Raw genomic sequence first — 25854 nt, 5'->3', positions numbered from 1 at the left:
CGGAGTGGACTGAAGTCCTACCCACGTCGAGAGGAGGAGCGGTGAGCAGGCTTCGTTTCGGTGTCTTCCTGGCCCCGTTCCACACCGCGGGACAGAACCCCACCCTGGCCATCGACCGCGATCTGGCCCTCATGGAGCATCTCGACCGGCTCGGGTACGACGAGGCGTGGATCGGGGAGCACCACTCCGCCGGCACCGAGCTCATCGCGTCGCCGGAGATCTTCATCGCGGCCGCGGCGCAGCGTACCCGCCACATCAGGCTCGGGACCGGCGTGACCTCGCTGTCCTACCACAACCCGCTCTGGGTGGCCGACCGCATGGTGCTGCTCGACCATCTGACCAGGGGGCGCGTGATGCTGGGCGTGGGGCCCGGCTCGCTGCCCACCGACTCGGCCATGATCGGGCTCGACCCCACCGACACGCGGGAACTGCTCGACGACAACCTCGACATCGTGCTGCGGCTGCTGCGCGGGGAGAGCGTCACGGCCCAGACCCGTACGCACACGCTGGTGGACGCGCGGTTGCAGCTGCGGCCGTACACCCACCCGCGGTTCGAGGTGGCCGTCGCCGCGGTGGCCTCGCCGACGGGGCCGCGCCTGGCCGGGCGGCACGGCCTGGGCCTGCTGTCGATCGGCGCGACGCTCACCGCCGACGGCTTCGACGCGCTGGCGCACCACTGGAACGTCATGGAGGAACGCGCCGCCACGTACGGCACCACGGTCGACCGTGCCGCCTGGCGGCTGGTCGGGATCATGCACGTGGCCGAGACCCGCGAGCAGGCGATGCGGGACGTGGAGTACGGCATCGAGCCCTGGTTCCGCTACTTCCAGAAGGTGGCCGCGTTCCCGCAGATGGGCGTCCAGGGCGGGGACCTGAAGGAGATGATCGACTTCGTCCGCGGCTCGGGCATCGGCGTGATCGGCACCGTCGAGGACGCCAAGGCCCAGGTGCGGCGGCTGCTCGACCAGTCCGGCGGGTTCGGGGCGATGCTGCTGATGGCCCACGAGTGGGCCGATCCGGCGGCGACGAACCGTTCGTACGAGCTCATCGCCCAGCACGTGCTGCCCGAGTTCCAGGATCAGGCGCGGCCGACCCTGGACGCCGCCGCCCGCGCGAGCGCGGTCCGCGAGGACTACGCGCAGGCGCAGCTGACCGCGGTCGCCCGCATGACGGACAAGTACCGGACGGAGGCGAACATCAAGGACTGAGCGCTACTGGGGCGAGTCGGAGATCTCTCCGGAGGGCTTGGGCCACTGAAGCTTGGTGTCCGGATCGACAGCCCAGGCGGAGGAGGCGGCCGCGGCGCCGATGCCGATGCCGATGAGCCCGGCGGCGGCCACGAGGGCGAGCCTCTTGAGCAGTCTGGTGTTTCTCACAAGACCTCCGTTGCGTGACGAACGTGCGAGGGTGATGCTAATGGGCGCGGAGATCACGACACAATGTGTTTCGCGCGCACGGCTGGGGTCGAGTCTGCGCACGGCCAGGGAATGGCGCTGTCAGGTGAACACCCGACAAACGTCGCGGCGATCCCGCGACGTCAGGTGTGAGGCCGGCCGGACGCTCTCCGCGACGGATCCGGGCGGGGTGTCGCATGGCGATCAGGCGTCTCGCGAGTCGGTTGTAAGGGAGTTGTAAGCCCGTACTCCTATACATGCACTTGTGCACCCCAGCGCCGGAAATTTCCGCATTTATGGCGTTGAATCCGCTATTGCGGGACCGGCGGGCTTATTTTCGACCCCAATGAAGGAGGGCAGCGCTCCTAGTGACGCTGGAGATCAGATTTCTCGGCCCGTGGCAGGTATTCGCAGCTGACGAACCGGTCCGGATCGCCGGGCGCCGACGCATCGGCGTGCTGACCAGACTCGCCCTGAACGCCGGGCAGGCCGTACACGCCGAGCGCATCCTCACCGACATCTGGGGAGAGAGCTCCACGGCGACCGCCGCCAAACAGCTCCACATCGTGGTCTCCAAACTCCGCCAGACCCTCGCCCCGCACATCACCGGAGACATCCTCCAGACCGTGCCCGGCGGTTACCGGCTCGCGCTCGAACCGGACGACGTCGACGCCCACCTGTTCCTGCGCCTGGCCAGGCGCGCCCGCACCGCCCAGGCGCAGGGGGCCGCCGCCGACGCGCTGTTCCGCCAGGCTCTGCGGCTGTGGCGGGGCGAGCCGCTGGCCGAACTGACCGATCCCTGGGCCAGGATCGAGGCCACCCGGCTGGAGGAGGAGCACCTCACCGTCCTGGAGGACCACGCCGACCTGCGCCTCGCCGCGGGCGACCATCATGCGGTGGCCGCCGAGCTGGCCGTACACGTGCGGGTTCATCCCCTGCGCGAACGCCCGGCCGCGCAGCTGATGCTCGCCCTGCACCGCGCCGGCCGCCCCTCAGAGGCGCTCGCCGTCTACCAGGCCACCCGTCAGGTCATGATCTCCGAGCTCGGCCTCGAACCCGGAGCCGAGCTGCGCCGGCTGCACCAGGCCGTCCTGGCCAAGGACCCGAGTCTCGACCTGACCGTCCCGGCCCAGCAGGTCACGGTCGCCGCGTCGTACCTGCCGGCCGAACTGCCCGCCGACACCCACACCTTCACCGCCCGCGCCGCCGAGATCGACCAGCTGCGCACCGCGCTCGGCCCGACGCAAGGCCCGCCCATCACCGTGATCGACGGGCCGGGCGGCATCGGCAAGTCCGCCCTGGCCGTACACGTCGCCCACGCCGCGGCCCCCGGGTTCGCCGACGGCGTCGTCTACGTCAACCTGCACGGATCCACCCCCGGGCTCGACCCGCTGACCCAGGACCAGGCCCTGCGTCATCTGCTGCGCTCCCTGGGCCTGGACGGCGCCGCCGCCCCCGCCACCTCCGGCGAGGCCGCCGCCCGCTACCGCTCCCTGACCGCGCGGTCCGACCTGCTGGTCATCCTGGACAACGCCCGCGACGTACGCCAGGTCCGCCCGCTCATCCCCGCGGGCCCCGGCTGCCGCGTCCTGATCACCTCGCGCGAACCGCTGGCCGCCCTCGACAACGCCCGCCACCTCAACCTGGGCGCCCTGGACGCCGCCGACGCCGCCGCGCTGCTGTCCCGCCTGGCCGGACCCGACCGGACCCGCGCGGAACCGCGGGCGGTCGAGCGGATCGTCGACCTGTGCGGCGGCTTCCCCCTCGCGCTGCGGATCATCGGCGCCCGCCTGGCCGCCCGCCCCGACCTGACCCTGTCCGGCCTGGAGGCACGGCTGGCCGACGCCACCCGCCGCCTGGACACGCTGGAGTACGCCGACCTGGCCATCCGCGCAAGCATCGCCGTCAGCCACCATCACCTGCGCGAAGAGCCCGCCGGCCGGGACGCCGCCCACCTGCTGCCCCGGCTCGGCCTGCTCGACCTGCCCACCCACACCCCGGCCGCCACAGCCGCCCTGACCGGCTGGCCCTACCACCGCGCGGAGGCCGCCCTCGAACGCCTCCAGGACGCCCGCCTGCTCGAACCCGGCCCCGACCGCTACCGCTTCCACGACCTGGTCGGCCTCTACGCTCGCGAACGCGCACACCAGGACCTGCCGGAGGAGGAACGCGCCGCCGCCGTACGGCGGGCGCTGCACCACTACGTGGCCACCCTCTGGACGGCGGGCCGGATGCTCAACCCCGACGCCGGCCTGCGGGCCCCCGTCGAACTGCCCGACAGCCCCTTCGCCGACCCGGCGCAGGCGGGCGCATGGGTCCAGGCCGAACGCGACAACCTGCTCGCCGCCGCGCAGCAGGCGCTGACCGGCCCCGACCCGGCGACCGCCGTCGGCCTCGTCGTCGGACTCCACTGGCCCTTCTGCTTCCAGGGCTGGCACACCCAACTGGCCGGCGTCTACGCGCAGGCCATCGAGGTGGCCCACCGCATCGGCGCCTGGGAGGACAAGGCCCAGATCAGCAGTTTCCTCGGCTGGGTCTATCGGGACCAGGGCCGCTACGACGACGCGATAGCGCAGCTGAAGACGGCTCTCACCGACTGGGACCGGGCCGGCCTGCCGCGCAGGAAGGTCGGCGTGCTCAACAACCTCGGCGTCATCAACACCATCGTGGGCCGCCTCGACGAGGCGCTCGGCTACCTGGAGTCCGGGCTGGAGCTCAACGACGAGGCAGAACGGCCCGTGGCCACGGCCACCCTGCGCAACAACCGGGTGCACGTCTACTACCGGCAGGGCCGCTTCGACGAGGCGATCGCCGAAGCGCGCCTGCTGGTGGAGCAGGCGCCGCGGACGGGCCCGCTCGCCGACGCGGGCATCGCCCACGGGTCGCTGGGCGACGCCTACCGCCACGCCGGCCGGCCGGCGGAGGCGGCGGAAAGCTACACGACGGCGGTACGGCTGCTGCGCGAGGCGGGATACCACCTGAAGGAGGCCGTGTCCCGCTGGTGGTTCGGCACCACACTGCACGACCTCGGCCGCCACGCCGAAGCCCGGCGGCAGTGGGAGGACTCCGTCCGCCTTCTGCGCGACGCCCGCCTGCTGACGCCGGGGGAGGCCGGCGACATCCTCGCCCAGGCCGTGCCGGAAACCCCCCAGCCGATCAGGAACATGCTCTGACCCGCCACCCCCGGAGCCGGGCTGCTCATGGCGCCGGCCACGCCCGCCGCGCCCGATGCGAAGATCAATCGGCGTCGGCCCGATATCGCGAGAAGCTGAGCTCATGCCTGAACGGAGCAGCGCTACGGGTTGAGCGCGGCACGCAGCCGCTCCGCGTAGGCCCGGCGACGGTCGGCGGGCAGCCACTCGGGCTCCGGGGGCGTGCGGTAGAGGTCGTCGCCGGGGTAACGGGGGAAGAGGTGCTGGTGGAAATGCCAGACGTCCTGGTTGCCCGCGGGCTCGTTGTGCTGGCGGGTGGAGACCCCCGCGCAGTCGTACGCGCTGCGCATGGCGCGGGCGAGCAGCCGGGTGACGTCGAAGATCGCGTGCCCGTCGGCGGCGGGGAGGTCGTACAGGTTCTCGTGATGGGCGACGGGGATGATCAGCAGATGCCCCGCGTTCCGCGGCCACCAGCGGGGACAGATCATCGCGAAGACGCGCTCGTCGCGGTGGACCACGTCGGGCTCGCGGTCCGGGGTGAGATGGCAGAACGGGCAGTGGTAGTCGGCGGGGGCGTGGTTGTGCACGCGGCGTCTCCCTGGCTGGTCGTCATCCGTGGGTCCAGTCTGCTGCGAATGCCCGGCCACGACACGTGACGTACGCGTTCACCCGGGTCAGCGATGCGCCGGGGGCGGCCACTCGACGAGCCCGTCGAGATCCGGCGGCCGGTAACCGGCCCCTTTGAGCACCTTGCCGTCGGCCCGGCGGAGTACCCGGCCGTCGGCGTCGAGCTTGCTCATGTTGGACCGATGAACCTCGACGAACACGGCCGGCAGATCGATCCCCAGCGCATCCGCGGCACCGTAGGTGACATAGAGAACGTCAGCCAGCTCCTTGGCCACCGCCTGATACGCGCCGAGCGGATCACCGCCGGTCCGCAGAGCCTTCGCCAGCTCGGTCAGAGCCTCGGCGGCCTCGCCCGCCTCCTCGACCAGCAACGTCCGCCGCTGCTCCGCCACCTCGGGCCGCCCGGCCTCGGCCACACCGTCGAACACCTCACGAAACTCGGCCACCCGCCGCATCGGCTCATGATCCATGTTTTCTTGTCCCAACGCCCCCACCACACTTCCTTTGTGACCGAAAACCGGCCCGGACGTATCAGCCCCGGCGACATCTACGAAGACTGCTCTTTCCATCCCGTACTCTGCACCTTCAACGACGGCGATCAGATCCAGGGGATCTCCTTGATCGACGCCTCCATGCCGCGCGCCTGCTCCATCGGCTTCTGCGCAGTTATCAAACTGTCCATCGACGACGTCATCGCCGCGCGCACGGACTGGCCTGCCTACTTCGCCCGACGCAAGGCCGAGTTCGAACAGGAGACCGGCTCAGAAGCTTGACGAGGCCCTGGCGTCACAGCCCTTGCGCGCGCAGCACGTCAGCAAGCGTCTGCGAAGTGCTGTTCTGCATGGAGCTGTAACTGAACCCCCCGAGTGTTCCTGCGCCGAGGAACCGCAGGTTGCGCAGATCCGTGGAGTACGAGAGCCCGGTGAGGTCGCTCGCCAGCGCGAACGATCTCTCCAGCGGGTGGTCGATCCCCGGCCCGTCGATGTCGTGATCGGGATCCAGTCCGACCTCACGCATCTTCGCGACCAAGCGGTCCGGATCACTGCCCGAGCGCTCCTCCGGATACATCGGGTCGAACCAGACGACCGGCGCGCCGTCGACGATGTAGGCGAAGGTGTCCTGGGCATAGTCGTGGCAGCAGACCGACACGACCTCGGTTCCTCGTGAGACCGGGGCGTAAACCTCGTCGGCGACGGCCATCATCCATCCTCCCGGTTCGACGACCACAGTCCAGTCGCCGACCCGGGCGGCGCCGATGTAACCGGCCGCGTCGGCCCTCATGCTCTCCGCCGAGCGATACTCGACTTCGTGGAAGGCCACCTCTTTCACGGTCTTCTCGTCCACGCCGAACCGGCGGAGGGCCTCCTCCGGGGAGACATCGCGGACGAAGGACACACAGTAGATCTCACCCAACGTCTCGTAGCCGGGGAAGCAGGGAAGGCTTTCCGGGGTCGCTGTCATGATCGCTCCTTGATCGTGTGAGCGGCATGATCGCAGCCCTCGCTGACAAACGGCGTCGCCGCGTGCATTCGGCCTGGTCATGGGCAGTGTCCGACGGTGGCGCGCTCAAATCCAGAGGTAGAGACCCTGACCGGCGCGTACGACCGGATCCAGCCAGTCGAAGAACTCCTCCACCCACGGACCCCGCACGCCCTCTTCCGCGACCGGCAACGCGGGCGGATGCCGTTCGAAGGCGCCCGACACCCCCCGCACCCAGAGGTGTCCCTCAGGGAGTCAACGCTGTGAGTCGCTCAGTGAACGTCGTCAGGGACGCGAAGGTCCGCGCTGCGGTAGAGCCGGTCGACGGCCTCAACGCTGCCCGCCGCACAGGTGGCGGCGACCTCGTCGATCAGCAGGTCGTAATCAGAGCCGGTCTTGCCCTCGTAGGACGCGGTCATCCGGCCCCATTCGTCCCACGGCAGCGTCTCCGTCTTCCACAGCGCGGCCAGGTCGCGGATCGCGTTGCCCCGGATCTCGGCCACTCCCCACGCATGCGTCGTGCCCGCGACGCCGAACGTGTCCGGGTCGATCTCTCCCCGCCGGTAGAGAGTCCACGCTTCGCCACCGGTCAGGAACTGTCCCGGAGCCAGGTCTTCGGGCCGTGCGACCTGGTCGCCGCCGAGGGTCTGGCTGTCGATGCGGACCCAGCGCCGCTCGCCGGCGTGCCAGTATTCGGTGACCCAGTGGTCGATACCCTGCCCAGGGGCGAAGTAGGTGGCGAACCCACACCGCGCGCGGGCCGGGATGCCCCGTACCCGGAGCAGGGCGCAGCTCAGCGTGGCGAAGTGGCGGCAGGTGCCCACCACCCGCTGGTGCGCCGGCCGCTGGACCTCCAGCGGCGTGGCGTCGAGCCGCGTCAATGCCCGGACGATGGCGCTCGCCGGCCGCAGGTCTTTCTCCGCCATTCGCTCCTTGGGCAGCGACAGCGTGGCGGCCTCGAACGGATGGATGACGATTCCGCGTACGACCCGGCAGATCTCCACCGGATCAGTCGGAAGGCCGGCGATGAGAGGTAATTGGTCGGCGTCCAGTGTGGTGAAGATTCCAGGGCTGGCGTAGTCGATGACCATGCAGGAGACCCTACTGAAAGGGGCTCCGCCGCAAGGGAGAAGCACATAGGGCCCGCGTCGCTCGGCGTTGAGCAGCTTCAGGCTCGGCCCGCTGCGTCCGATCCCGGCGATGGTCACGGACTCCTTGCCCGCGTTGACGAAGTCCACGGACACTTCGAAGCCGTCCCGGCCGCCGTATCCGCCCGTCGTTGAGAGGCGGGGTTCGTCGACCGCGAGCGGAACACGATTCTTCGGCGCGAAGCGCGTCACGTCCTCAGAGCGTCTGGGAGCGGTCCGTGTCATCGCCGGCCGGGGCGGCGGAGCGGTGGTGGGTCTCGACGGCCGGCGCCAGGAAGATGGCGCAGGCGACGAAGACCAGGACCACGATCATGGCGGTACGCAGCCCCCAATGATCCCCGAGGAAGCCGAGGCCGGGCGGTCCGACCAGGAAGGCGACGTAGCCGAGGGTGGCTACCAGGCTGACGCGGGCGGTCGAGTCGGGGCCGGTTTCGCCGGCGGCCGACAGCGCGACCGGGAAGCCCAGAGAGGCGCCGACGCCCCAGAACAGGACGGCGGCACCGGCCAGCACGGCGTTGTCCGAGAAGATCACCATGAGCAGGCCGATCGCCCCGGCGATGGCGCTGGCGCGCATGACCAGGGTCCGGCCGAAACGGTCGAGGAAGTAGCCGCCGCCGAAGCGGCCGATGGTCATGGCGGCGGCGAAGGCGGTGTAGACGAGGGATCCGGCGGTGGCGTCCACGCCGTGGCCGTCCACCATGATCAGCGGCAGCCAGTCGCTGGCGGCTCCCTCGGACAGCGCCATCGCCAGGACGATCGCGCCGATCAGGACGAGCTGGGTGTCCTTCCAGAGCTTCTGCCGCGGGTGCTCGGGCCCCGCTTGCGCGGGCGCCTGCACGCCGGTCCCCGCGGGAATGGCGCGGATGGCGTACAGGAACAGAGCGGCGGCGATCACGGTGATCACGGCCAGATGCCAGTACGCGGGAAGGCGGGCAGCGGTGGCGGCGATGCCGGCACAGGCGCCGAGGACGGTGCCCAGGCTGAAGCAGCCGTGCAGGATGGGCATGGTCGTCTTGCCGGTGAGCCGCTCGACGTCGGCGGCATCGACGTTGATGGCGACCTCACCGCCACCGATGCCCACGCCGAACACGAACAGGCCCACCACGACCAGCGGCACGGACGACAGCAGCAGCGCGACGCTGATGACGGCCAGGCTGGTGACCAGCATCCCGGTCCCGGCACCCATGACGGGCCTGGTGCCGAAGCGCGAGACGAACCGCCCTGAGCACAGGATCCCGACCATGGAGCCCAGCGACAGCCCGAACAGGATCAGGCCCATCTGACCGGTGGACACTCCCAGTTGGTCGCGGATGTCCGGGGTACGGGTCACCCACGACGCTATGGAGATGCCCGGGAGCAGAAAGAACAGGAGCAGCGCTCGTCGGCGACGACGGGTGGCGAGATCCATCAGCCCCTCCCGAGTGGGCCGTCGCCTTGAGACGACGGGGGAATCGGGAGCGGGAGGGCCGCCAAGGCCCGAGTGTGTCTTGACCTGTCAGGTCCGCGCATCACAGATCCCCTTCCGGGTTTTGTCGGTGCAAGCCGATAGCGTGGTTGTCTCGTTACCGAACGTGGGGGGTGGGTGTGCGCCGGTCGTACAAGTACCTGCTGCGCGCCACCAGCAAGCAGGCCGCCGCGCTCGCGCAGTGTCTGGAGGACCACCGGCAGCTGTACAACGCCGCGCTGGAGCACCGCCGCACCGCCTACGCCAAGGCCGGGGCGAGCATCCGGTACGGTGAGCAGTCGGCCGATCTGAAGCACATCCGCGGCGATGACCCCGGCGGGCAGGGCCGGTGGTCGTTCTCCTCCCAGCAGGCCACGCTGCGCCGCTTGGACAAGGCGTTCCGCGCGTTCTTCGACCGCGTCAAGACTGGCCGTACGCCGGGGTTTCCCCGGTTCAAGGGCCGGGGCCGGTTCGACACGGTGGAGTGGCCGAAGGACGGCGACGGCTGCCGGTGGGATTCCCAGCCCGAGCACCCGACCGCCACGTTCGTGCGGTTGCAGGGCGTCGGGCACGTCCGGGTGCATCAGCACCGGCCGGTCAGAGGCCGGGTCAAGACGATCAGCGTGAAGCGGGAGTCCTCCCGCTGGTATGTGGTCCTGTCGTGTGACGAGGTGCCCGCCGAGCTGCTTCCCGCCACGGGCGCGGTAGCCGGGATCGACATGGGTGTGGCCTGGCTGGTCACCACTTCCGGCGGGGAACACCTGGCCAATCCCCGCCACCTGGCAGCAACCGCCGAACGTCTCGCGACGGCGCAGCGCGACCTCTCCCGCAAGAAACGGGGCTCCAAGCGGCGGCGCAAGGCGGTGGCCCGCGTTGCCGCGCTGCACGGCAAGGTGCGCCGTCAGCGGCTCGACTACGCGCACAAGACCGCGCTCGCGCTGGTCCTCGTGCACGACGTGGTCGTGCACGAGGACCTGCGGATCACGAACTTGATCCGCAGCGGGTCCGGCACGATCGATGCTCCCGGCCGGAACGTCGCGCAGAAGTCCGGCTTGAATCGGAGCATCCTGGACGCGGGTTGGGGGGTGTTCCTGACGATCCTCGCGCACAAGGCTGAAAGCGCCGGTCGAGAGCTGATCGCGGTGAACCCCGCCGGCACCTCCCGCACCTGTGCCCGCTGCGGGCACTGCGCGAAAGAGAACCGCGTCACCCAGGCGGAGTTCGTCTGTACGGCGTGCGGGCATGCCGCGCACGCCGACGTGAACGCGGCGGTCAACATCCTCAGGGCAGGGCTTGCCCTTCGCCGGGCTGCGCAAGCGGCTTAGCGAGAAGCCGCTCCCTTCAGGGAACGGAGGGGTCACGAACAAGAGGTCTCCGTGATGCGAGGTTCGGCGGGCCAGCCGTCAGCGCCACCGAGCGCGCGCAGACGTACAGATAGACCCTAAAGAGGAGGAAATGCCCATAGGCGGCCGGGAGTCCTACGGCTTTCCTCCCATGGCGAAGCGGATTGGCGGCCTGATCTGGGAGACAGGGGAGGGGCCCTCAGCGGAGCCCGGAAAGCAGGAAGGGGCGCGCCGTCATCCTGGCGCACCCCTTCTGAGCTGGCGGAGGATAGGGGATTTGAACCCCTGATAGGTTGCCCTATACACGCTTTCCAAGCGTGCGCCCTCGGCCACTAGGCGAATCCTCCGCCGACGAGCTTACCGGACTTCCCGGGGTGTGCAGACCACGTTTTTCGCGGGATGGCTCAGGGTGGAGCGAGCACTGCGGCATCCGGCTAGACTGTCCAGGGACCCCTCGCGCGGCGTCATCCTGTGAACCTCCCCAGGGCCGGAAGGCAGCAAGGATAAGCGGGCTCTGGCGGGTGTGCGGGGGGTCTCTTCGTTGGGAGCCCCCTCGCAGGCGGGATGGTCGTATGAGCCTTGCGCTTTACCGCAAGTACCGACCCGGGACCTTCGCCGAGGTCAAGGGTCAGGAACACGTCACTGATCCGCTGCGACAGGCGTTGCGTACGGGCCGCATCAACCACGCCTACCTGTTCAGCGGCCCCCGCGGATGTGGCAAGACGTCCAGTGCCCGCATCCTGGCGCGCTCCCTCAACTGTGAGAAGGGCCCGACCCCCGATCCGTGCGGCGAGTGCGAGTCGTGCGTAGCGCTGGCTCCGACCGGGCCCGGTCACCTCGACGTCATCGAGATCGACGCCGCCTCCCACGGTGGTGTGGACGACGCGCGCGACCTGCGTGAGCGGGCCTTCTTCGCGCCCGTGTCCGCGCGCTACAAGATCTACATCATCGACGAGGCGCACATGGTGACCCGCGAGGGTTTCAACGCGCTGCTCAAGCTCGTCGAGGAGCCCCCGCCGCATCTGAAGTTCATCTTCGCGACGACGGAGCCGGAAAAGGTCATCGGCACCATCAAGTCGCGTACGCATCACTACCCGTTCCGGCTGATGCCGCCCGCGACGCTCCGGGCGCTGCTGGAGGAGATCCTCACCTCCGAGAGCGTGCCGTTCGAGCCCACCGCGCTGCCTCTGGTCGTCCGCGCGGGCGCCGGCTCGGCCCGTGACTCGCTGTCGATCCTCGACCAGCTCCTCGCCGGGGCGGAGGAGGACGGCATCACCTACACCAAGGCCGTCTCCCTGCTCGGCTACACCGACGGCGACCTGCTCGACGAGGTCGTCGGCGCGTTCGCGGCGCGCGACGGCGCCCAGGTCTTCCACACGGTCAACCGGGTGATCGAGGGTGGCCACGACCCGCGCCGCTTCGCCTCCGACCTGCTCGAACGCTTCCGCGACCTGGTGATCCTGGCCAACGTTCCCGAGGCGGCCTCCAGCGGGCTGCTCGACCGGCCCGCCGACGAGCTGGAGCGGCTGGTCCAGCAGGCGGCCTCGATGGGGCCGGCCGAGCTGACCCGCGCCGCCGAGATCTTCAACGCCGGCCTCACCGAGATGCGCGGCGCCACCTCGCCGCGCCTGCTGCTCGAACTGATGTGCGCGCGGGTCCTGCTTCCGGGGGCGGCGCAGGGCGAGGGTGCGTTGCTGGCGCGGCTGGAACGGCTCGAACGCGGTGGCGCGGTCGCCCAGATGGCGGCGAGGCCGGCGGCTCCTGTCGCGTCCGCCCCACCCGCCGCCGCTCCACCCGCTGTTGCTGGGACGGTTGCGGGGGTACAGGGTTCTCCGAGTACGTCTGCTTCCGCCGGTGGATCCGCCGCTCCCGCGGCCGACGACTCGGCCGCGCCCGCTCGTGGTGGTGGTGACGACTGGCCCGAGGCGGTGCGTCCCGGTGCTCAGGCGGCGTCCTCTCCCGCTGCGGGGCCGGCCGCTTCCGGCGGCTCTGGCGGGGGGTACGCGACCGCAGCGGGCAGCGGGGCTCAACAGGCTTCCCAGGGCGGCCCCAGCGGTCCGACGCCTGGCGGAGCCGGCGCCATCCAGGCGCAGTGGGCCGCGGTGCTGGCCGCGCTCAAGCAGCGCAGCATCGTCGTCTGGGCCAACGTGAGCACCAACGCCCAGGTCGTGGGTGTGGAGGGCAACCTGGTCACGCTGGGGTTCGCCCAGGTCGGCGCGATGAAGAACTTCACCGGCGGCGGCAAGGACGCCGTGGTGGCGGCCGCGCTCGGCGACGTGCTGGGCGGCACGTGGCGGGTCGAGGCGGTCGTCGGCGGCTCCCCGGCTCCGCAGGCCGCGCGCGGGCCGGCCCGTTCCCCGTCCCACGGCCCGGCGCAGGGCGGGCACGGTTCCGCGCCGGGAGGGCAGAACGCGGCCGGACAGTCCTCTTACGGGTCGCAGGGGCCCACCGGTCCGCAGGTGGTGGGTCAGCCGGCGCCCGGACCTCAGGGGGGTCAGGGCACGACGGGTCCTCAGGGGCGTACGGCGTCCCACGGAGACTCCGCCGAGGACAAGGGCGGGCAGGACCCCGGCCAGCCTCCCGCCGCCCCGCCAGGACCTCTGGCCACCGACGAGTCCTGGCCCGACGCCCCCGACGATTTCGGTCCCGGCGCCCCGCCGAACCCGGACCCCACGCGCACCGTCGCCGCCGCGCAGCCCGCCGCCGCGAGTTCAGGCGCGCCCCCTGGAGCCGGCCTGGCCGCCGCTCGATCGGCCGCCAAGGCCGCCGCGCAGGCGGGTCCGCGCGTCCCGATGGCCCGTAGCGGGGCTGCCGCCTGGCCGGACAAGGTCCCCAGCCGTGACAAGAGCCCCGTTTCCGACGAGGTGGACCCACTCAACGACGCCGACGCCGACGTGGACGCCGTCTCCGGCATGGCCCTGCTGGAGAGAGAGCTCGGTGCCCAGGTGATCGGCGAAATCGATCACGCCTGAGCGGTCCCGCCTGACTTCCCGGGTGGCTCGCGCCGAGGCAAGTGAGTGGTGCCGCCTGGCCCTCGGTGGCTCGCGCCGACGGTCATGGTGAGTGCCCTCAGCTGAGAAGGCGGGAGCGGGCGGCGGCGGAGCGGGGGTCGGTGGAGGGGAGGGCGGCGAGGCGTTCCAGGACCTCGTAGTCGTCGCGCCCGTTGCACGTCTGCGCGTACGCCCACAGATCCTCCGGCGACCCCTCCCGCAGCAGGCAGGCCCGCACCTGGGCCTCCAGTTCGTCGCGTTCGCGGCGGATCTCCGGCGACTCCGAGCGGGGCAGCAGCGGGCCGGGGTAGGCCCGGGACAGTGCGCCGGGGTCGGAGGCGGTCAGCAGCCGGCGCAGGGTCAGGAAGTCGGCCTCCACCGGGCAGGTCAGCCGGTACGGCTTGGCCGCGATGGCATCCCCGAGCTGGGCGCGCAGCCGGTGGATCTCGGCCCTGATGGTGACGGGGTTGCCGGCGTCGCCGTACAGGTGGAAGGAGAGTTGCTCGGCCGTCAGGCCGTGGGGGTGCAGGGCGAGGAGGGTGAGGATCTCGGCGTGCCGCAGCGACAGGGGGCGGTCGCGGTCGTAGAAGGAGGCCGACGGGGTGCCGGCGCCGAGGAAGGTGAGGGTCAGGGGCTGCGGGGCGGCGGCCGGTGTCGCGCGGAGGAGGAAGCCGTCGGAGAAGGGTTCGATCTGGGCGACGGTGCCGTCTCTGAGGATCATGCGCCGGCCGGGGCCGCGGGCGCTCTGCTCGTCGAGGTGGACGCGTTCGCCGAGGCCGCCGGCGGGGTCGCCGGAGATGACCCGGCCGGTGGGGGAGAGCAGGATGCCGGGACGGCCGTGCAGCGACTCGTAGCGGCGGCGCAGGCGTTCGTCGCGCTCGTGCATGCGCAGCGCGAGTTGCGTCTCGGCGAGCTTGGCCGTGGCGGCGACGAGGGCGAGCGTGGCGGGGTGCAGGGTGCGGGCGATGCCGCTGATGTCGACGCAGCCGATGACCCGGCCCGAGTCGGGATCGGTGATGGGGGCGGCGCTGCACGACCAGACGTGCAGGACGCGCATCAGGTGCTCTTCGGAATAGACGTGAACGGGCCTGCCTGTCGCCAGGGCCGTGCCCAAGCCGTTGGTGCCGACGTCGCCTTCGGTCCATTGATGCCCGTCGGCCAGACCGACCTGGTCGGCCCGGCGCAGGGTGGCGGAAGCGCCGTCGCGCCACAGGATGCGGCCGTCGCCGTCGGTGACGATCATGATGTGGCCGGTCTCGCCGGCCAGCCCGGACAGGGTGTGGTCGAGCAGCGGCAGGAGATCCTGCAGCGGGTGGGACTCGCGCATGTCCCTGATGCGGGCGGCATCGCAGACGAGGGGCGCGCCGCTGCCCTCCGGGTCGACCCCGGCGGCCAGCGAGCGGCCCCAGGAGGCCTTGATCAGGTGGCGTGGCGGCTCCGGCCAGGCCCGGCCTGTCACCGCGGCTTCATGGGCACCGCGCAGAAGCCGGGAGTACGCGTCGAGATGGGGGTAACTCATCGGTCACTCCAAGTAGTCAACTAGAGGATCCGTCTTGTCCGGCCTCCGCGCAACCCGTTCGGGGGGATTGCAGAGGGTGATTGAATGAACGCAACGTGTGTGCAACGTTCATCCGGCTAACGTCCTCATCAACGCGTCGGCGTGGTGCGGCCGCTCCGCCGACGTGATGGCCGGGTCTCGGACGCTGGAGGGGGGCCGAGATCCGGCCATAACAACGCCCGGCGACGGCGCCGGGGCACGTCAGAACACGCCGACGCGAGTCGGACCGCGGACACGAGGGCCGTGCCGCGGCGGCGGGAATCGTCGGTCGGGGACGGCGCACGGAGGCGGGGCGACCGCCCCCGGCGCGGCCCGGGCAGGAAACAGGGGGACACCCCAGTACATGACGCCGCCCAAACACCGTAGGCTCGTGGCAGTCAAGAACGCGGAGCCACGAGGAGCGCACGACGGTGAACCCAGGGGATGTCAACCTGCAGCAGCTGCTGGAGCAGGCCCAGCTCATGCAGCAGCAGCTTGTGAGCGCCCAGCAGGAGCTCAACGATGCGCAGATCGAGGGCTCATCGGGCGGCGGCATGGTCACGGCCGTCGTCAACGGCTCCGGCGAGCTGCTCGAACTCAAGATCGACCCGAGTGTGATCGACTCGGGCGACGCGCAGGACACCGCGGACACGATCGCCGACCTGGTGATCGCCGCCGTCCGCGACGCGGTGCGCGCGGCCGCCGACCTGCAGCAGGAGAAGCTCGGCCCGCTGGCCCAGGGGCTGGGTGGCGGCGGGCTCGGACAGTTGCCAGGGTTCTAGCCATGTACGAAGGGGTCGTCCAGAACCTGATCGACGAGCTGGGGATGCTGCCCGGCGTCGGTCCCAAGAGCGCGCAGCGGATCGCGTTCCACCTCCTGGCGGCCGATCCGGCTGACGTCAAGCGGCTGGCGCACGCGTTGCTGGAGGTCAAGGAGAAGGTCCGCTTCTGCCGGGTCTGCGGCAACGTGGCCGCCGAGGAGGAGTGCCGCATCTGCCGCGACACCCGCCGCGACACGCACGTCATCTGCGTGGTGGAGGAGTCGAAGGACGTCGTCGCGATCGAGAAGACGCGCGAGTTCAGGGGCACCTATCACGTGCTCGGCGGCGCGATCAGCCCGATCGACGGCGTCGGCCCCGATGACCTGCGCATCCGCGAGCTCATGACACGCCTCGCCGACGGCCGTGTCACCGAGCTCATCCTCGCCACAGACCCTAATCTCGAAGGCGAGGCGACGGCTACCTACCTCGCCCGTCTGGTCAAGCCGATGGGCATCAAAGTGACACGACTGGCCAGCGGTCTGCCTGTGGGCGGTGACCTCGAATACGCCGACGAGGTGACCTTGGGCCGCGCGTTCGAAGGACGGAGGCTGCTGGATGTCTGACCAGTGGAGCACGCTGGCGGAAGAGATCGCCGCGCACGCACAGAACTACGTGGACGGCCTGACCAGGATGGCGGGCGGCGAGGGCGGCGACGCCATCTGGTCGATCCTGCTGGTGGAGGTCGCGCAGGTGAGCCTGGCGGGGGCCAAACTGGGCGCCAACCAGGACGTCATCCTGGCCGGCAACTATGAGCCGCCGATGAGTGAGGACCCCGACATCGACGGGGTGCGCACGGCGCTGGCCGAGCGGCTGGAGGCGGTCGACGACTACGCCGAGGTGTTCGACCCGTACAAGGACACCGGCGTCACGGCGTACCGGCTGTCCGACGACCTGACCGCGGTGGCGGCCGACCTCATCCACGGGCTGCGCCACTATCACGCGGGCCGGCCGCACGAGGCGCTGTGGTGGTGGCAGTACTCCTACTTCAACACCTGGGGCAACCACGCGGGCGCCGCGATGCGCGCGCTGCAGGCCCTGGCCGCGCACTCGCGGCTCGACGTGGCGGAGGAAGCGACCACCGTCTGATTCCACATAGTGGTACGAGCCATCAGGCGCATGAGAGGCCCCAAGTAGACTGGCACCTCACAGTCCAGACCGGGAGACTCTCGTGGCACTCGTTGTGCAAAAGTACGGTGGTTCGTCCGTCGCCGACGCGTCCTGCATCAAGCGGGTCGCGCAGCGGATCGTCGCGACGAAAAAAGCCGGCAACGACGTGGTCGTGATCGTCTCCGCCATGGGTGACACGACGGACGAGCTGCTCGACCTGGCCGAGCAGGTGTCGCCGCTGCCTCCTGGCCGCGAGCTCGACATGCTGCTGACCTCGGGCGAGCGCATCTCCATGGCCCTGCTGGCGATGGCGATCGCCAACCTCGGCCACGAGGCGCGCTCGTTCACCGGCTCGCAGGCGGGTGTGATCACCGACTCCACCCACGGCAAGGCGCGCATCATCGACGTGACGCCGAGCCGCATCCGGGAGGCGATCGACCAGGGTCACATCGCGATCGTGGCCGGCTTCCAGGGCGTCTCGCAGGACACCAAAGACATCACCACGCTCGGCCGGGGTGGCTCCGACACCACGGCCGTGGCGCTGGCGGCGGCGCTCGACGCCGACGTCTGCGAGATCTTCACCGACGTCGACGGCATCTTCACCGCCGACCCGCGCATCGTGCCCGCGGCGCGTCAGATCCCCAAGATCTCCTACGACGAGATGATGGAGATGGCGGCCTGCGGCGCGAAGATCCTGCACCTGCGCTGCGTCGAATACGCTCGCCGTTTCAACCTGCCGATTCACGTACGCAGCTCTTTCAGCATGAAGGAAGGCACGTGGGTCGTCTCCGACCCTTACACCGAAGGAACCGAGATGGAGCAGCCGATCATCTCCGGCGTCGCGCACGACCGGAGCGAGGCCAAGATCACTGTTGTCGGGGTCCCCGACAAGGTCGGCGAGGCTGCCTCGATCTTCAAAACGCTGGCCGACGCCGAGATCAACATTGACATGATCGTGCAGAACGTGTCCGCCGCGGCCACGGGCCGCACCGACATCTCCTTCACGCTGCCCACGGCCGACAGCCAGACGGCCCTGACGTCGCTGAAGAAGATCCAGCCCCGGATCGGGTTCGAGTCGCTGCTGTTCGACGACCAGATCGGGAAGGTGTCGCTGATCGGCGCGGGCATGCGCTCGCACCCCGGCGTCACCGCGACGTTCTTCGCGGCCCTCGCCGACGCGGGGGTCAACATCGAGATGATCTCCACCTCGGAGATCCGCATCTCAGTGGTCGTCGAGCAGGACGGTGTCGACGCGGCCGTGGCGGCCGCCCACCGGGCCTTCAACCTCGACGCCGACCAGGTCGAAGCCGTGGTGTACGGAGGTTCAGGACGATGAGCAGGAAGCCGAGTCTGGCTCTGATCGGCGCGACCGGCGCCGTGGGCACCGTCATGCGCGACATCGTGTCGACGCGGGCGGACATCTGGGGCGAGATCCGTCTCGTCGCCTCGCCGCGTTCAGCGGGCAAGGTGCTGCCCGTACGCGGCGAGGACGTCGTGGTGCAGGCGCTGGCGCCCGAGGTGTTCGACGGCATCGACGTGGCCATCTTCGACGTGCCCGACGAGGTGTCGGCCGTCTGGGTACCGATCGCGGCCGAACGCGGCGCGATCGCCATCGACAAGTCGGGCACGTTCCGCATGGAGCCCGACGTGCCGCTGGTCGTGCCGGAGGTCAACCCGCTCGACGCGGCCGACCGGCCGCGCAACATCATCTCCACCCCCAACTGCACGACGCTGTCGATGATGGCGGCCATGGGGGCGCTGCACGCCGAGTTCACCCTCACCGAGCTGGTCGTCGCCTCCTACCAGGCGGTGTCCGGGGCCGGGGTGGCGGGTTCCGCGCGGCTCTACGACGAGATCGAGGCGCTCGCGGGCGACCGGACGATCGGGCAGAGCGTCGGTGACGTACGCAAGGTGCTGGCCAACAAGTTGCCGGAGGAGTCGCCGTTCCCCGCGCCCATCGCGTTCAACGTGGTGCCGTGGGCCGGCTCCGCCAAGGATGACGGGTGGGCCTCCGAGGAGCTCAAGCTGCGCAACGAGTCCCGCAAGATCCTCGGCATCCCTGACCTGAAGCTCTCCGCGACCTGTGTCCGCGTGCCGGTGATCACGACGCACTCGCTGGCCGTGCACGCGCGCTTCGAGCGCGAGGTCACGGTCGCCGAGGCGCACCGCGTGCTGGAGGCGGCGCCGACGGTGGTCCTCATGGACGACCCGGCCAACGGGGTCTACCCGACGCCTCTCGACGTGGTCGGCACCGACCCGACCTACGTGGGTCGTGTCCGTCAGGCGCTCGACTTCCCGAACACGCTCGACCTGTTCGTCTGCGGTGACAACCTGCGCAAGGGCGCGGCGCTCAACGCGGCGGAGATCGCCGAGCTGGTGGCGGCCGAGTTCTGAGGTTCTTCCTGATGTGAGCTGTGGCGCCGTGCGTTCCGTGCGGCGCCACACCTGTGTGCGGGGCACGGACGACTCTGTACGGCCACGGACGACTCTGGACGGGCGCGGATGGCCCTGTACGGGGCGCGGACGGCTCTGTCCGGGCATTAAACGGTTTTCTGCGGGGCGCCGGCGGCGGGCCCTGTCACCGGAAGAGGATGTCCCAGTGGTTGCTCTCGTCGAAGAACGTGGTGCCCGAGTCCGACTTGTAGATCCGGGCTCCGTCGCTGCGTACCCCGGCCTTATGGTGATTTTTGGTGATGTGCCGGTCGATGCAGGCGTTGTGGGAGATGTCGAGCTTGTAGCCGTTGCCGTGACTGAAGTGACCTGAGGCGTGGCCCCGTTCGGTACCGCCGGTCACCATGATCGGACAGCCGCTCTCGCGCTTCAGCTGGATCACCTTGGCGATGGTCCCGGTCCGCACCCGGTCGAGTGACGTGCAGTGGTGCATGTGCTTGCTCGTGCAGTTGCCGGTCGACCGCGTCCGCAGCCCGGCGCTCTCCAGCCAGCCGTGCGCCGTGGCGTGCGACATGTGCACGGCCGCCGTCCGCGGCAGGACCCGCGTCAGATCGACCTGAGCGCGTCTGTGGGCGACGTGGGACCGCGTACGGGGCATCTTGGCCACTCCGGTGCGCATGTGGCGCTTGCCCGCCTTCGTGGCCTTGGACCGCGTCTTGGCCTTCTCGGCGCGGGCCACGTCCTTACGGGGCCTGACCGTGCGCGGGTCGGCGGCCGGCTGGTGCTCGTACGTCGCCCACGCCTGGTCCGGGCGGGCCCGGGTCAGGTCGCCCCAGCCCGCGTGCGCGCCGTCCACGTCCGTCCAGTCCACCTGCGTCGGGTTCGGAACGGCCCGGTCGGTAGGTGGTCCGTCCAGAAGCGGCCGGCCTGTACGGGGTCCGTCCAGGAGCGGCCGGTCGGTACGAGGCCCGTCCAGGAGCGGCGGGTCCGCCGTGGGCCCGTCCAGCCGCGGCAGGTCCGTACGGGGCCCGTCCAGGAGCGGCCGGCCCGTACGGGATCCGTGCGAGTGCTTGAGGCCCGTGGGCCGGCGGACGCCGAGCCTGGGCCAGCCGCGTACGGCATCGAGGTCTCCCCGGCCGAGTACGAACCGATCGAGGTCCCAGGCGCCGGCCAGCCGCGGCCCCACCTCGTACGGGTCGGCGAGGACGGCGGCCAGCGCCGGAGCGTCCTCCCATGTGTGCTGCCCGACCTCGTACAGGCTGCCCTGAACCGGTGACCCTTCGGGGTGGGTGGCGGCGGAGGCGGCCGAGGCCAGCGCGATTATGGTGATCTCAATGCCGAGGAGCGCGACCACGATCAGCCGCACTGTTCCACGTATCCACATGTCGATGCCTTTTCGCGGAAATAGCCCTTCCGCCTGAAACGACAATCCCACCTTTCACAGGAGATAACTCATCCCGCGAGGGCAACTTTGCCTTGTGGCGGTGATCACCGTGCGGCTGCATGACCTAACCTCGCTCGACGACGTAAAGTGACGGACGTGTCCGAAGCCCGAAACCGCGGAGCGGAGAGCACCCGAGAGGTCATCGTCGAGACGGCGTTGCGCCTGTTCAGGGAGCGCGGCTTCGACGCGACCACGATGCGGGCCATCGCCGCCGAGGCGGGGGTCTCCGTGGGCAACGCCTACTACTACTTCGACAGCAAGGAAGCGTTGATCCAGGCGTACTACGACCGCGCCCAGGCCGAGCACGAGGAGGCCTGCCGGGACTTCCTGGCCACGGAGCAGGCGTTCGCGGCCAGGCTGAGCGGGGTGCTGCGCGAGTGGGTGCGGGTCTCGGAGCCCTACCACGAGTTCGCGGTGAAGTTCTTCAAGCACGCGGCCGAGCCGACCAACCCGCTCAGCCCGTTCAGCAAGCACTCCTCGCCGGCGCGTGAGGCGTCCATCGCCATCTACCGGCAGGTCGTCGAGGGGTCGCGGGACCGGATGAACGCCGAGCTGCGCGAGGAGCTGCCCGAACTGCTCTGGCTGCTGTCGATGGGCATGGTGCTGTTCTGGGTGCACGACACCTCGCCCGGGTGCGAGCGCACCTACCGTCTGATCGACGTGACCGTGCCGCTGGTGGACCGGCTGGTCGGGCTGTCGCACCTGCCCGGCCTGCGCGGGATCACGAAGGATTTCATCGCCGCTGTGCACGAACTACGCGCCTGAAGCGGGCCGCGCTTCTGGAGCGGGTCGCGCGCCTGGAGCGCATACCGGTCGGTTGGTAGGTTGGTCTCCGACGATCTGGAGGCCGGGCATGACACAGAGCTGGGGCATGACGATCCCCTTCTACGACCGTTCACTGAGCAACTCGCAGGAATTGATCGCCCGGTTGCCGGAGCTCGGCTACACCGACGCGTGGTCGGCCGAGGTCAACGGCGTCGACGGCTTCGTGCCGCTGGCCATGGCCGCGCAGTGGGCGCCGGGCCTGCGGCTGGGCAGCGCCATCGTGCCCGTCTCGACGCGCGGGCCTGGCCTGCTGGCCATGTCCGCGGCGACGCTGGCCGACCTGGCGCCAGGACGGTTCACGCTCGGCATCGGCGCGTCCTCGCCGGCGATCGTCGAGCGCTGGAACGCCGGCACGTTCGCCAAGCCCTACGCGCGCACCCGGGACACCCTGCGGTTCCTGAAGCGGGCTCTGGCGGGGGAGAAGGTCTCGGAGACGTACGAGACGTTCGAGATCAAGGGCTTCAAGCTGGAACGCGCGCCGAAGACGCCACCGAAGATCGTGCTCGCGGCGCTGCGGCCGCGGATGCTGCGCCTGGCCGCCGAGGAGGCCGACGGCGCCATCACGAACTGGCTCTCGCCCGACGACGTCCGCAAGGTGCGCGCGGAGGTCGGCCCTGACACCGAGCTGATCGCGCGCCTGTTCGTCTGCGTGGACGAGGACGTCGAACGCGTGCGTGAGACCGCCCGGTGGATGCTGGCCAGCTACCTGACCGTCCCGGTGTACGCCGCCTTCCACGACTGGCTCGGCCGGGGGGAAGTGCTGCGCCCGATGCACGAGGCGTGGGCGGCGGGAGACCGGCGGGCGGCGCTCAAGGCCATCCCCGACGAGGTCGTCGACTCCCTCGTCGTCCACGGCGACGCCGCCACCTGCCGGGCCAGGATCAAGGAGTATGTCGCCAACGGGCTCGACACCCCCGTGCTCGCCCCCATCCCGGGCGGCGACGTCCCCATCGACCAGGCGGTGCGCGACCTGGCCCCGGAAAGATGAGCTCCGGAGAGGTGAGTATGGACGAGCTGCTGAGACTCGACGCGATCGGGCAGGCCGAGGCCGTCAGGCGGGGCGAGGTGTCGCCGCGTGAGCTCGCCGAGGCCGCGATCGCGCGCATCGAGGCCACCGACGGCGTGCTGAACGCGGTCGTCCACCGCCGCTTCGAGCGCGCGCTGGCCGAGATCGACGCCATCCCCGCCGATGCGCCGTTCCGCGGGGTGCCGATCCTGCTCAAGGACCTGGGCTGGCGGGAGGCGGGTGAGCCGTACAGCGCGGGCTCGGCGGTCCGCGACGGCGTCGAGGACGCCGCCGACGACCACGGCGTCGTACGGCTGCGCGAGGCCGGCTTCGTGCTGCTCGGCCGGACCAACACGCCGGAGTTCGGCAGCACGATCACCACCGAGCCGGTGGCGTTCGGGCCGACGCGGAACCCGTACGATCCGGCGTACTCGGCGGGCGGGTCGAGCGGCGGCTCGGCCGCGGCGGTGGCGGCCGGGATGGTCGCGCTGGCCACGGCCAGCGACGGCGGCGGGTCGATCCGCATCCCCGCGTCCCTGTGCGGCCTGGTGGGGCTCAAGCCCGCCCGGGGCCGCGTGAGCATGGGGCCGGCGCTGGGGGAGGGGTGGAGCGGGTTCTCCACCCCCGGCTTCGTCACCAGGACCGTCAGGGACGCCGCGGCGGCGCTCGACCTGATCTCCGGCTTCCGGCCGGGCGACCCGTACGCCGCTCCTGCCCTGCCCGGCCGGCTGGCCGACGAGGTGAGCCGCGACCCCGGACGGCTGCGGATCGGGTTCCTCACCACGCACCCTAGGGGCGACGTGCCGCCGGTGCCCGAGCTGACCGAGGCCGTCACCGGGGCCGCCGCGCTGCTGGAGTCGCTCGGCCACGACGTGGCCCCCGGCGGCCCCGAGGCGCTCGCCGACCCCGCCTTCCCCCGGCACTTCGGCGCGGTCGTGGCCGCCAACCTGACCGCCCACGTGGCCGGACTGGGCGAGCTGCGCGGCAAGCCCGTGCAGCCGGAGGAGCTGGAGCAGCGCAACGCCGCCATGGCGCAGGCGGGGCGCGAGCGCGGCGCCGCCGACCACATCCTGTCGCTGCAGTGGCTGGACGGCTTCCGCCGCCGCGTGGCCGCCTGGTGGAGCGGCGGACATGACCTGCTGGTCGTGCCGTCGCTGGGCGTGGCGCCGTTCCCGCTGGGCTGGATCCCGCCCGACGACCTCAGCACCGCCTTCGGCCGGACCACGCAGGCGGTGGCCTACACCTCGCCGTTCAACGCGACCGGCCAGCCGTCGGTGTCGCTGCCGCTGCACAGGACCGGCGCGGGACTGCCGGTGGGGGTGCAGCTCGTGGCCGCCGCCGGCCGGGAGGACCTGCTGGTACGGGTGGCGGCCCAGATCGAGCGGGCGAGGCCGTTCGAGCACCCCGTACTTCCCTAGGCAGGGCAGGAACCCCTGGCCCTTCCGACGCGTTATGTCGTGAAGGACCGGGGGTAGGGGGTTGCACATGATGGCGAAGGCAGCACGGGCGGCGGCGGCGTGGCGGACCTACCGCGAGGTGACCAAGCCCGGGTCGCCCAAACTGATGACCAGGGTCCGGGCCATCCCGCGGATGATCGGCGCGGTGATGCGCGGCCAGTACACCGGCATGGGCAAGGGCAAGCTCGCCCTGATGGGCATGGGCGTGCTCTACCTCGTGTCACCGATCGACGTGATCCCCGACTTCCTCATGCTGATCGGGGTGGCCGACGACTTCGGGGTGTTCCTGTGGCTCATGGCCTCGCTGCTCGGTGAGAGCGGGCGTTATGTGCACCATGAGCACACGGTCATCCAGGCCCCGGTAAAGGGACAGGTGGAGGGAAGCTAGATCTCCTCCATCCGCAGCCAGGCGCGTGACGGCAGCGGATGCCCGAACAGGCGGGCGGCGTTGCCGTAGGCGACCCTGGCGATGTCGGCGGGCGGCAGCGAGCCGAGGTTGCGGGCGACCGACTGCTGCGTGTCGGGCCAGGTGGAGTCGGAGTGGGGATAGCCGCTCTCCTGCAGCACGTGGTCGAGGCCGACCGCGAGCCGTACGCCCGACAGCGCGTGGTCGTCGAGCGTGCCGAAGAAGAAGTTGCGGCGCAGCACCTCGCTGGGCTTGAGCCCGCCCTCCCACTCCGCCTCGCCGGCGACCGGGTGGTCGAGGGCGTAGTCGGCGCGTTCGGCCAGCATCGGCAGCCAGCCCACGCCGCCCTCGACGATGAGGATGCGCAAGGACGGGAAGCGCAGCGGCAGCCCCGACCACAACCAGTCGGCGCAGGCGAACATGGCGCTGGTCGGCATCAGCGTGGTGATGGCCTCGATGGGTGTGTCGGGCGAGGGCACGGGCGACCACGACGAGTCGCCGGCGTGCAGGCACACCACGGTGCCGGTCTCCTCGCAGGCGGCGAAGAACGGGTCCCAGTGGCCCGAGTGGATCGAGGGCAGGCGCAACCGCGTGGGGAACTCGGGGAAGACGACGGCCTTGAAGCCTCTGGCGGCGTTGGCCCTGATCTCCTTGGCGGCGACATCGGGGTCGGGCAGCCACGGGAGCTGCAGGCCGATGATCCGCTCGGGGTAGGTGCCCGCCCAGACCTCGATGTGCCAGTCGTTCCACGCCTTGACCAGGGCCAGGCCGAGCTCCTGGTCGCGGGTCCTGGCGAACGGCATGCCCGACTGCCCGGCCAGCATGCCCGGGAAGCAGAGCGCGGCCCAGATGCCCGCGGCCTCCATGTCCTGGACGCGGGCCTCGATGTCGTGGCACCCGGGGCGCATGTGCTCGAACCGCACCGGGTCGAGCGTCCACTGCTCGCGGGGGAGACCGGCGCCCACGTCGATGCCGGCGCACGGGTAGGTGGCGCCGCCGTAGCGCCAGACCTGGTGACCGGCCTCCGTCTCCACGACCTTGGGGGCGGCCTCGGCGTATTTCTCGGGCAGCCGGCCTTCGAACAGGTCGGGCGGCTCGATCAGGTGATCGTCAGCTGAGATGATCACATAGTCGCGCCGCCTGGGGTCAGGGTCGGGGAGCAGCGGCGTAGTCACGCACGTAACCGTACGACGGCCGGATAACGTCGAACAAGCTGCGACGTATCCGTTGGGTCTCCGAGATGGTTGACCCGGGACCGCCGGGAGGGGGATGGCTGGCGATCC

Annotated in this window: 24 protein-coding genes, 1 tRNA gene and 1 other RNA gene; 15 read left to right on the top strand and 11 right to left on the bottom strand. The window is 70.6% G+C overall.

Translation table 11 applies throughout. The features are described 5' to 3' along the window. Positions 1–41: 41 nt before the first annotated feature. Positions 42–1208: an LLM class flavin-dependent oxidoreductase gene (locus tag OIE67_RS47280; RefSeq protein ID WP_326632925.1), complete on the top strand. Its 1167-nt coding sequence runs from the start codon at positions 42–44 to the stop codon at positions 1206–1208. 3 nt (positions 1209–1211) lie between these two features. Here OIE67_RS47280 and OIE67_RS47275 read toward each other — a convergent pair whose 3' ends face one another. Further along, the gene (locus OIE67_RS47275) at positions 1212–1376 is read right to left on the bottom strand and encodes a hypothetical protein (protein WP_326632923.1); all 165 of its coding nucleotides are present in this window, start codon (positions 1374–1376) and stop codon (positions 1212–1214) included. 386 nt (positions 1377–1762) lie between these two features. Here OIE67_RS47275 and OIE67_RS47270 point away from each other — a divergent pair, with 386 nt between their 5' ends. Next, positions 1763–4567 (top strand): AfsR/SARP family transcriptional regulator, encoded by a 2805-nt coding sequence (locus tag OIE67_RS47270; RefSeq protein WP_326632921.1) that lies wholly within the window; start codon positions 1763–1765, stop codon positions 4565–4567. A gap of 122 nt (positions 4568–4689) precedes the next feature. Here the strand turns inward: OIE67_RS47270 and OIE67_RS47265 are convergent, their stop codons facing one another. Together OIE67_RS47265 and OIE67_RS47260 are read right to left on the bottom strand one after the other, a co-directional pair. Next, entirely contained in the window at positions 4690–5133 is a 444-nt protein-coding gene (locus OIE67_RS47265; RefSeq protein WP_106242945.1) for an HIT family protein, read from the bottom strand. 87 nt (positions 5134–5220) lie between these two features. Beyond that, complete coding sequence (locus OIE67_RS47260) at positions 5221–5628, bottom strand: pyrophosphohydrolase domain-containing protein (RefSeq protein ID WP_326632918.1); 408 nt, start codon at positions 5626–5628, stop codon at positions 5221–5223. 51 nt (positions 5629–5679) lie between these two features. Between OIE67_RS47260 and OIE67_RS47255 the strand changes: the two genes are divergently transcribed. Further along, positions 5680–5946 carry a hypothetical protein gene (locus OIE67_RS47255; RefSeq protein ID WP_326632916.1) on the top strand — a complete coding sequence of 89 codons (267 nt, stop codon included), beginning with the start codon at positions 5680–5682 and terminating at the stop codon, positions 5944–5946. Positions 5947–5959: 13 nt separating this feature from the next. On the opposite strand, the gene OIE67_RS47250 is transcribed toward OIE67_RS47255, so the two are convergent. From OIE67_RS47250 to OIE67_RS47235, 4 genes are all read right to left on the bottom strand, one after another. Continuing rightward, complete coding sequence (locus tag OIE67_RS47250) at positions 5960–6634, bottom strand: DUF6461 domain-containing protein (protein WP_326632914.1); 675 nt, start codon at positions 6632–6634, stop codon at positions 5960–5962. A 105-nt stretch (positions 6635–6739) separates the two neighbouring features. Then, positions 6740–6886 carry a hypothetical protein gene (locus tag OIE67_RS47245; protein WP_326632912.1) on the bottom strand — a complete coding sequence of 49 codons (147 nt, stop codon included), beginning with the start codon at positions 6884–6886 and terminating at the stop codon, positions 6740–6742. Between the two features lie 38 nt (positions 6887–6924). Then, positions 6925–7743, bottom strand: a complete 819-nt coding sequence (locus OIE67_RS47240) for a transglutaminase-like domain-containing protein (RefSeq protein WP_326632910.1) — start codon at positions 7741–7743, stop codon at positions 6925–6927. Positions 7744–7996: 253 nt separating this feature from the next. Further along, entirely contained in the window at positions 7997–9208 is a 1212-nt protein-coding gene (locus OIE67_RS47235) for an MFS transporter (RefSeq protein ID WP_326632908.1), read from the bottom strand. Between the two features lie 176 nt (positions 9209–9384). Here OIE67_RS47235 and OIE67_RS47230 point away from each other — a divergent pair, with 176 nt between their 5' ends. After that, positions 9385–10569: an RNA-guided endonuclease InsQ/TnpB family protein gene (locus OIE67_RS47230; protein WP_326632906.1), complete on the top strand. Its 1185-nt coding sequence runs from the start codon at positions 9385–9387 to the stop codon at positions 10567–10569. Between the two features lie 277 nt (positions 10570–10846). Here OIE67_RS47230 and OIE67_RS47225 read toward each other — a convergent pair. Continuing rightward, a tRNA-Ser gene (locus OIE67_RS47225) sits at positions 10847–10934 on the bottom strand. Positions 10935–11032: 98 nt separating this feature from the next. Between OIE67_RS47225 and ffs the strand changes: the two genes are divergently transcribed. Both ffs and OIE67_RS47215 read left to right on the top strand, forming a co-directional pair. Continuing rightward, positions 11033–11128, top strand: an RNA gene (ffs, locus tag OIE67_RS47220) — signal recognition particle sRNA small type. Positions 11129–11159: 31 nt separating this feature from the next. After that, a complete protein-coding gene (locus tag OIE67_RS47215) occupies positions 11160–13559 on the top strand; it encodes a DNA polymerase III subunit gamma and tau (protein WP_326632904.1) in 2400 nt (799 codons plus the stop codon). Between the two features lie 97 nt (positions 13560–13656). On the opposite strand, the gene OIE67_RS47210 is transcribed toward OIE67_RS47215, so the two are convergent. Beyond that, the gene (locus tag OIE67_RS47210) at positions 13657–15096 is read right to left on the bottom strand and encodes a helix-turn-helix domain-containing protein (protein ID WP_326632902.1); all 1440 of its coding nucleotides are present in this window, start codon (positions 15094–15096) and stop codon (positions 13657–13659) included. A gap of 449 nt (positions 15097–15545) precedes the next feature. Between OIE67_RS47210 and OIE67_RS47205 the strand changes: the two genes are divergently transcribed. The 5 genes from OIE67_RS47205 to OIE67_RS47185 all read left to right on the top strand — a co-directional run bounded on the left by OIE67_RS47205 (position 15546) and on the right by OIE67_RS47185 (position 19436). Next, a complete protein-coding gene (locus tag OIE67_RS47205; protein WP_181307688.1) occupies positions 15546–15896 on the top strand; it encodes a YbaB/EbfC family nucleoid-associated protein in 351 nt (116 codons plus the stop codon). Between the two features lie 2 nt (positions 15897–15898). Further along, the gene (recR, locus tag OIE67_RS47200) at positions 15899–16498 is read left to right on the top strand and encodes a recombination mediator RecR (protein WP_148440713.1); all 600 of its coding nucleotides are present in this window, start codon (positions 15899–15901) and stop codon (positions 16496–16498) included. After that, positions 16491–17021 (top strand): DUF5063 domain-containing protein, encoded by a 531-nt coding sequence (locus OIE67_RS47195; RefSeq protein ID WP_106242963.1) that lies wholly within the window; start codon positions 16491–16493, stop codon positions 17019–17021. Before recR ends, OIE67_RS47195 begins: the two co-directional genes overlap by 8 nt. An 82-nt stretch (positions 17022–17103) precedes the next feature. After that, complete coding sequence (locus tag OIE67_RS47190; RefSeq protein WP_106242966.1) at positions 17104–18378, top strand: aspartate kinase; 1275 nt, start codon at positions 17104–17106, stop codon at positions 18376–18378. Further along, on the top strand, positions 18375–19436 hold the full coding sequence (locus tag OIE67_RS47185) for an aspartate-semialdehyde dehydrogenase (protein WP_326632893.1): 1062 nt from the start codon (positions 18375–18377) through the stop codon (positions 19434–19436). Before OIE67_RS47190 ends, OIE67_RS47185 begins: the two co-directional genes overlap by 4 nt. Before the next feature lie 184 nt (positions 19437–19620). Here OIE67_RS47185 and OIE67_RS47180 read toward each other — a convergent pair whose 3' ends face one another. Continuing rightward, positions 19621–20619: a hypothetical protein gene (locus tag OIE67_RS47180; RefSeq protein ID WP_326632890.1), complete on the bottom strand. Its 999-nt coding sequence runs from the start codon at positions 20617–20619 to the stop codon at positions 19621–19623. 354 nt (positions 20620–20973) lie between these two features. Here OIE67_RS47180 and OIE67_RS47175 point away from each other — a divergent pair, with 354 nt between their 5' ends. The 4 genes from OIE67_RS47175 to OIE67_RS47160 all read left to right on the top strand — a co-directional run bounded on the left by OIE67_RS47175 (position 20974) and on the right by OIE67_RS47160 (position 24553). Beyond that, positions 20974–21642, top strand: a complete 669-nt coding sequence (locus OIE67_RS47175; protein WP_181307690.1) for a TetR/AcrR family transcriptional regulator — start codon at positions 20974–20976, stop codon at positions 21640–21642. 88 nt (positions 21643–21730) lie between these two features. Further along, complete coding sequence (locus tag OIE67_RS47170; protein ID WP_326632886.1) at positions 21731–22690, top strand: LLM class F420-dependent oxidoreductase; 960 nt, start codon at positions 21731–21733, stop codon at positions 22688–22690. Positions 22691–22707: 17 nt separating this feature from the next. Beyond that, complete coding sequence (locus OIE67_RS47165; RefSeq protein ID WP_326632885.1) at positions 22708–24126, top strand: amidase; 1419 nt, start codon at positions 22708–22710, stop codon at positions 24124–24126. 67 nt (positions 24127–24193) lie between these two features. Then, positions 24194–24553 carry a YkvA family protein gene (locus OIE67_RS47160; RefSeq protein WP_326632883.1) on the top strand — a complete coding sequence of 120 codons (360 nt, stop codon included), beginning with the start codon at positions 24194–24196 and terminating at the stop codon, positions 24551–24553. Here the strand turns inward: OIE67_RS47160 and OIE67_RS47155 are convergent. Then, entirely contained in the window at positions 24550–25746 is a 1197-nt protein-coding gene (locus OIE67_RS47155) for an amidohydrolase family protein (protein ID WP_326632881.1), read from the bottom strand. The genes OIE67_RS47160 and OIE67_RS47155 overlap by 4 nt on opposite strands. Positions 25747–25854 lie beyond the last annotated feature (108 nt).

It is taken from the genome of Nonomuraea fuscirosea, from assembly GCF_035917475.1.
Taxonomy (GTDB): Bacteria; Actinomycetota; Actinomycetes; order Streptosporangiales; family Streptosporangiaceae; genus Nonomuraea; species Nonomuraea fuscirosea.
The sequence above is the reverse complement of the archived record's forward strand: the minus strand, read 5'-3'. Positions and strand labels throughout refer to the sequence as shown.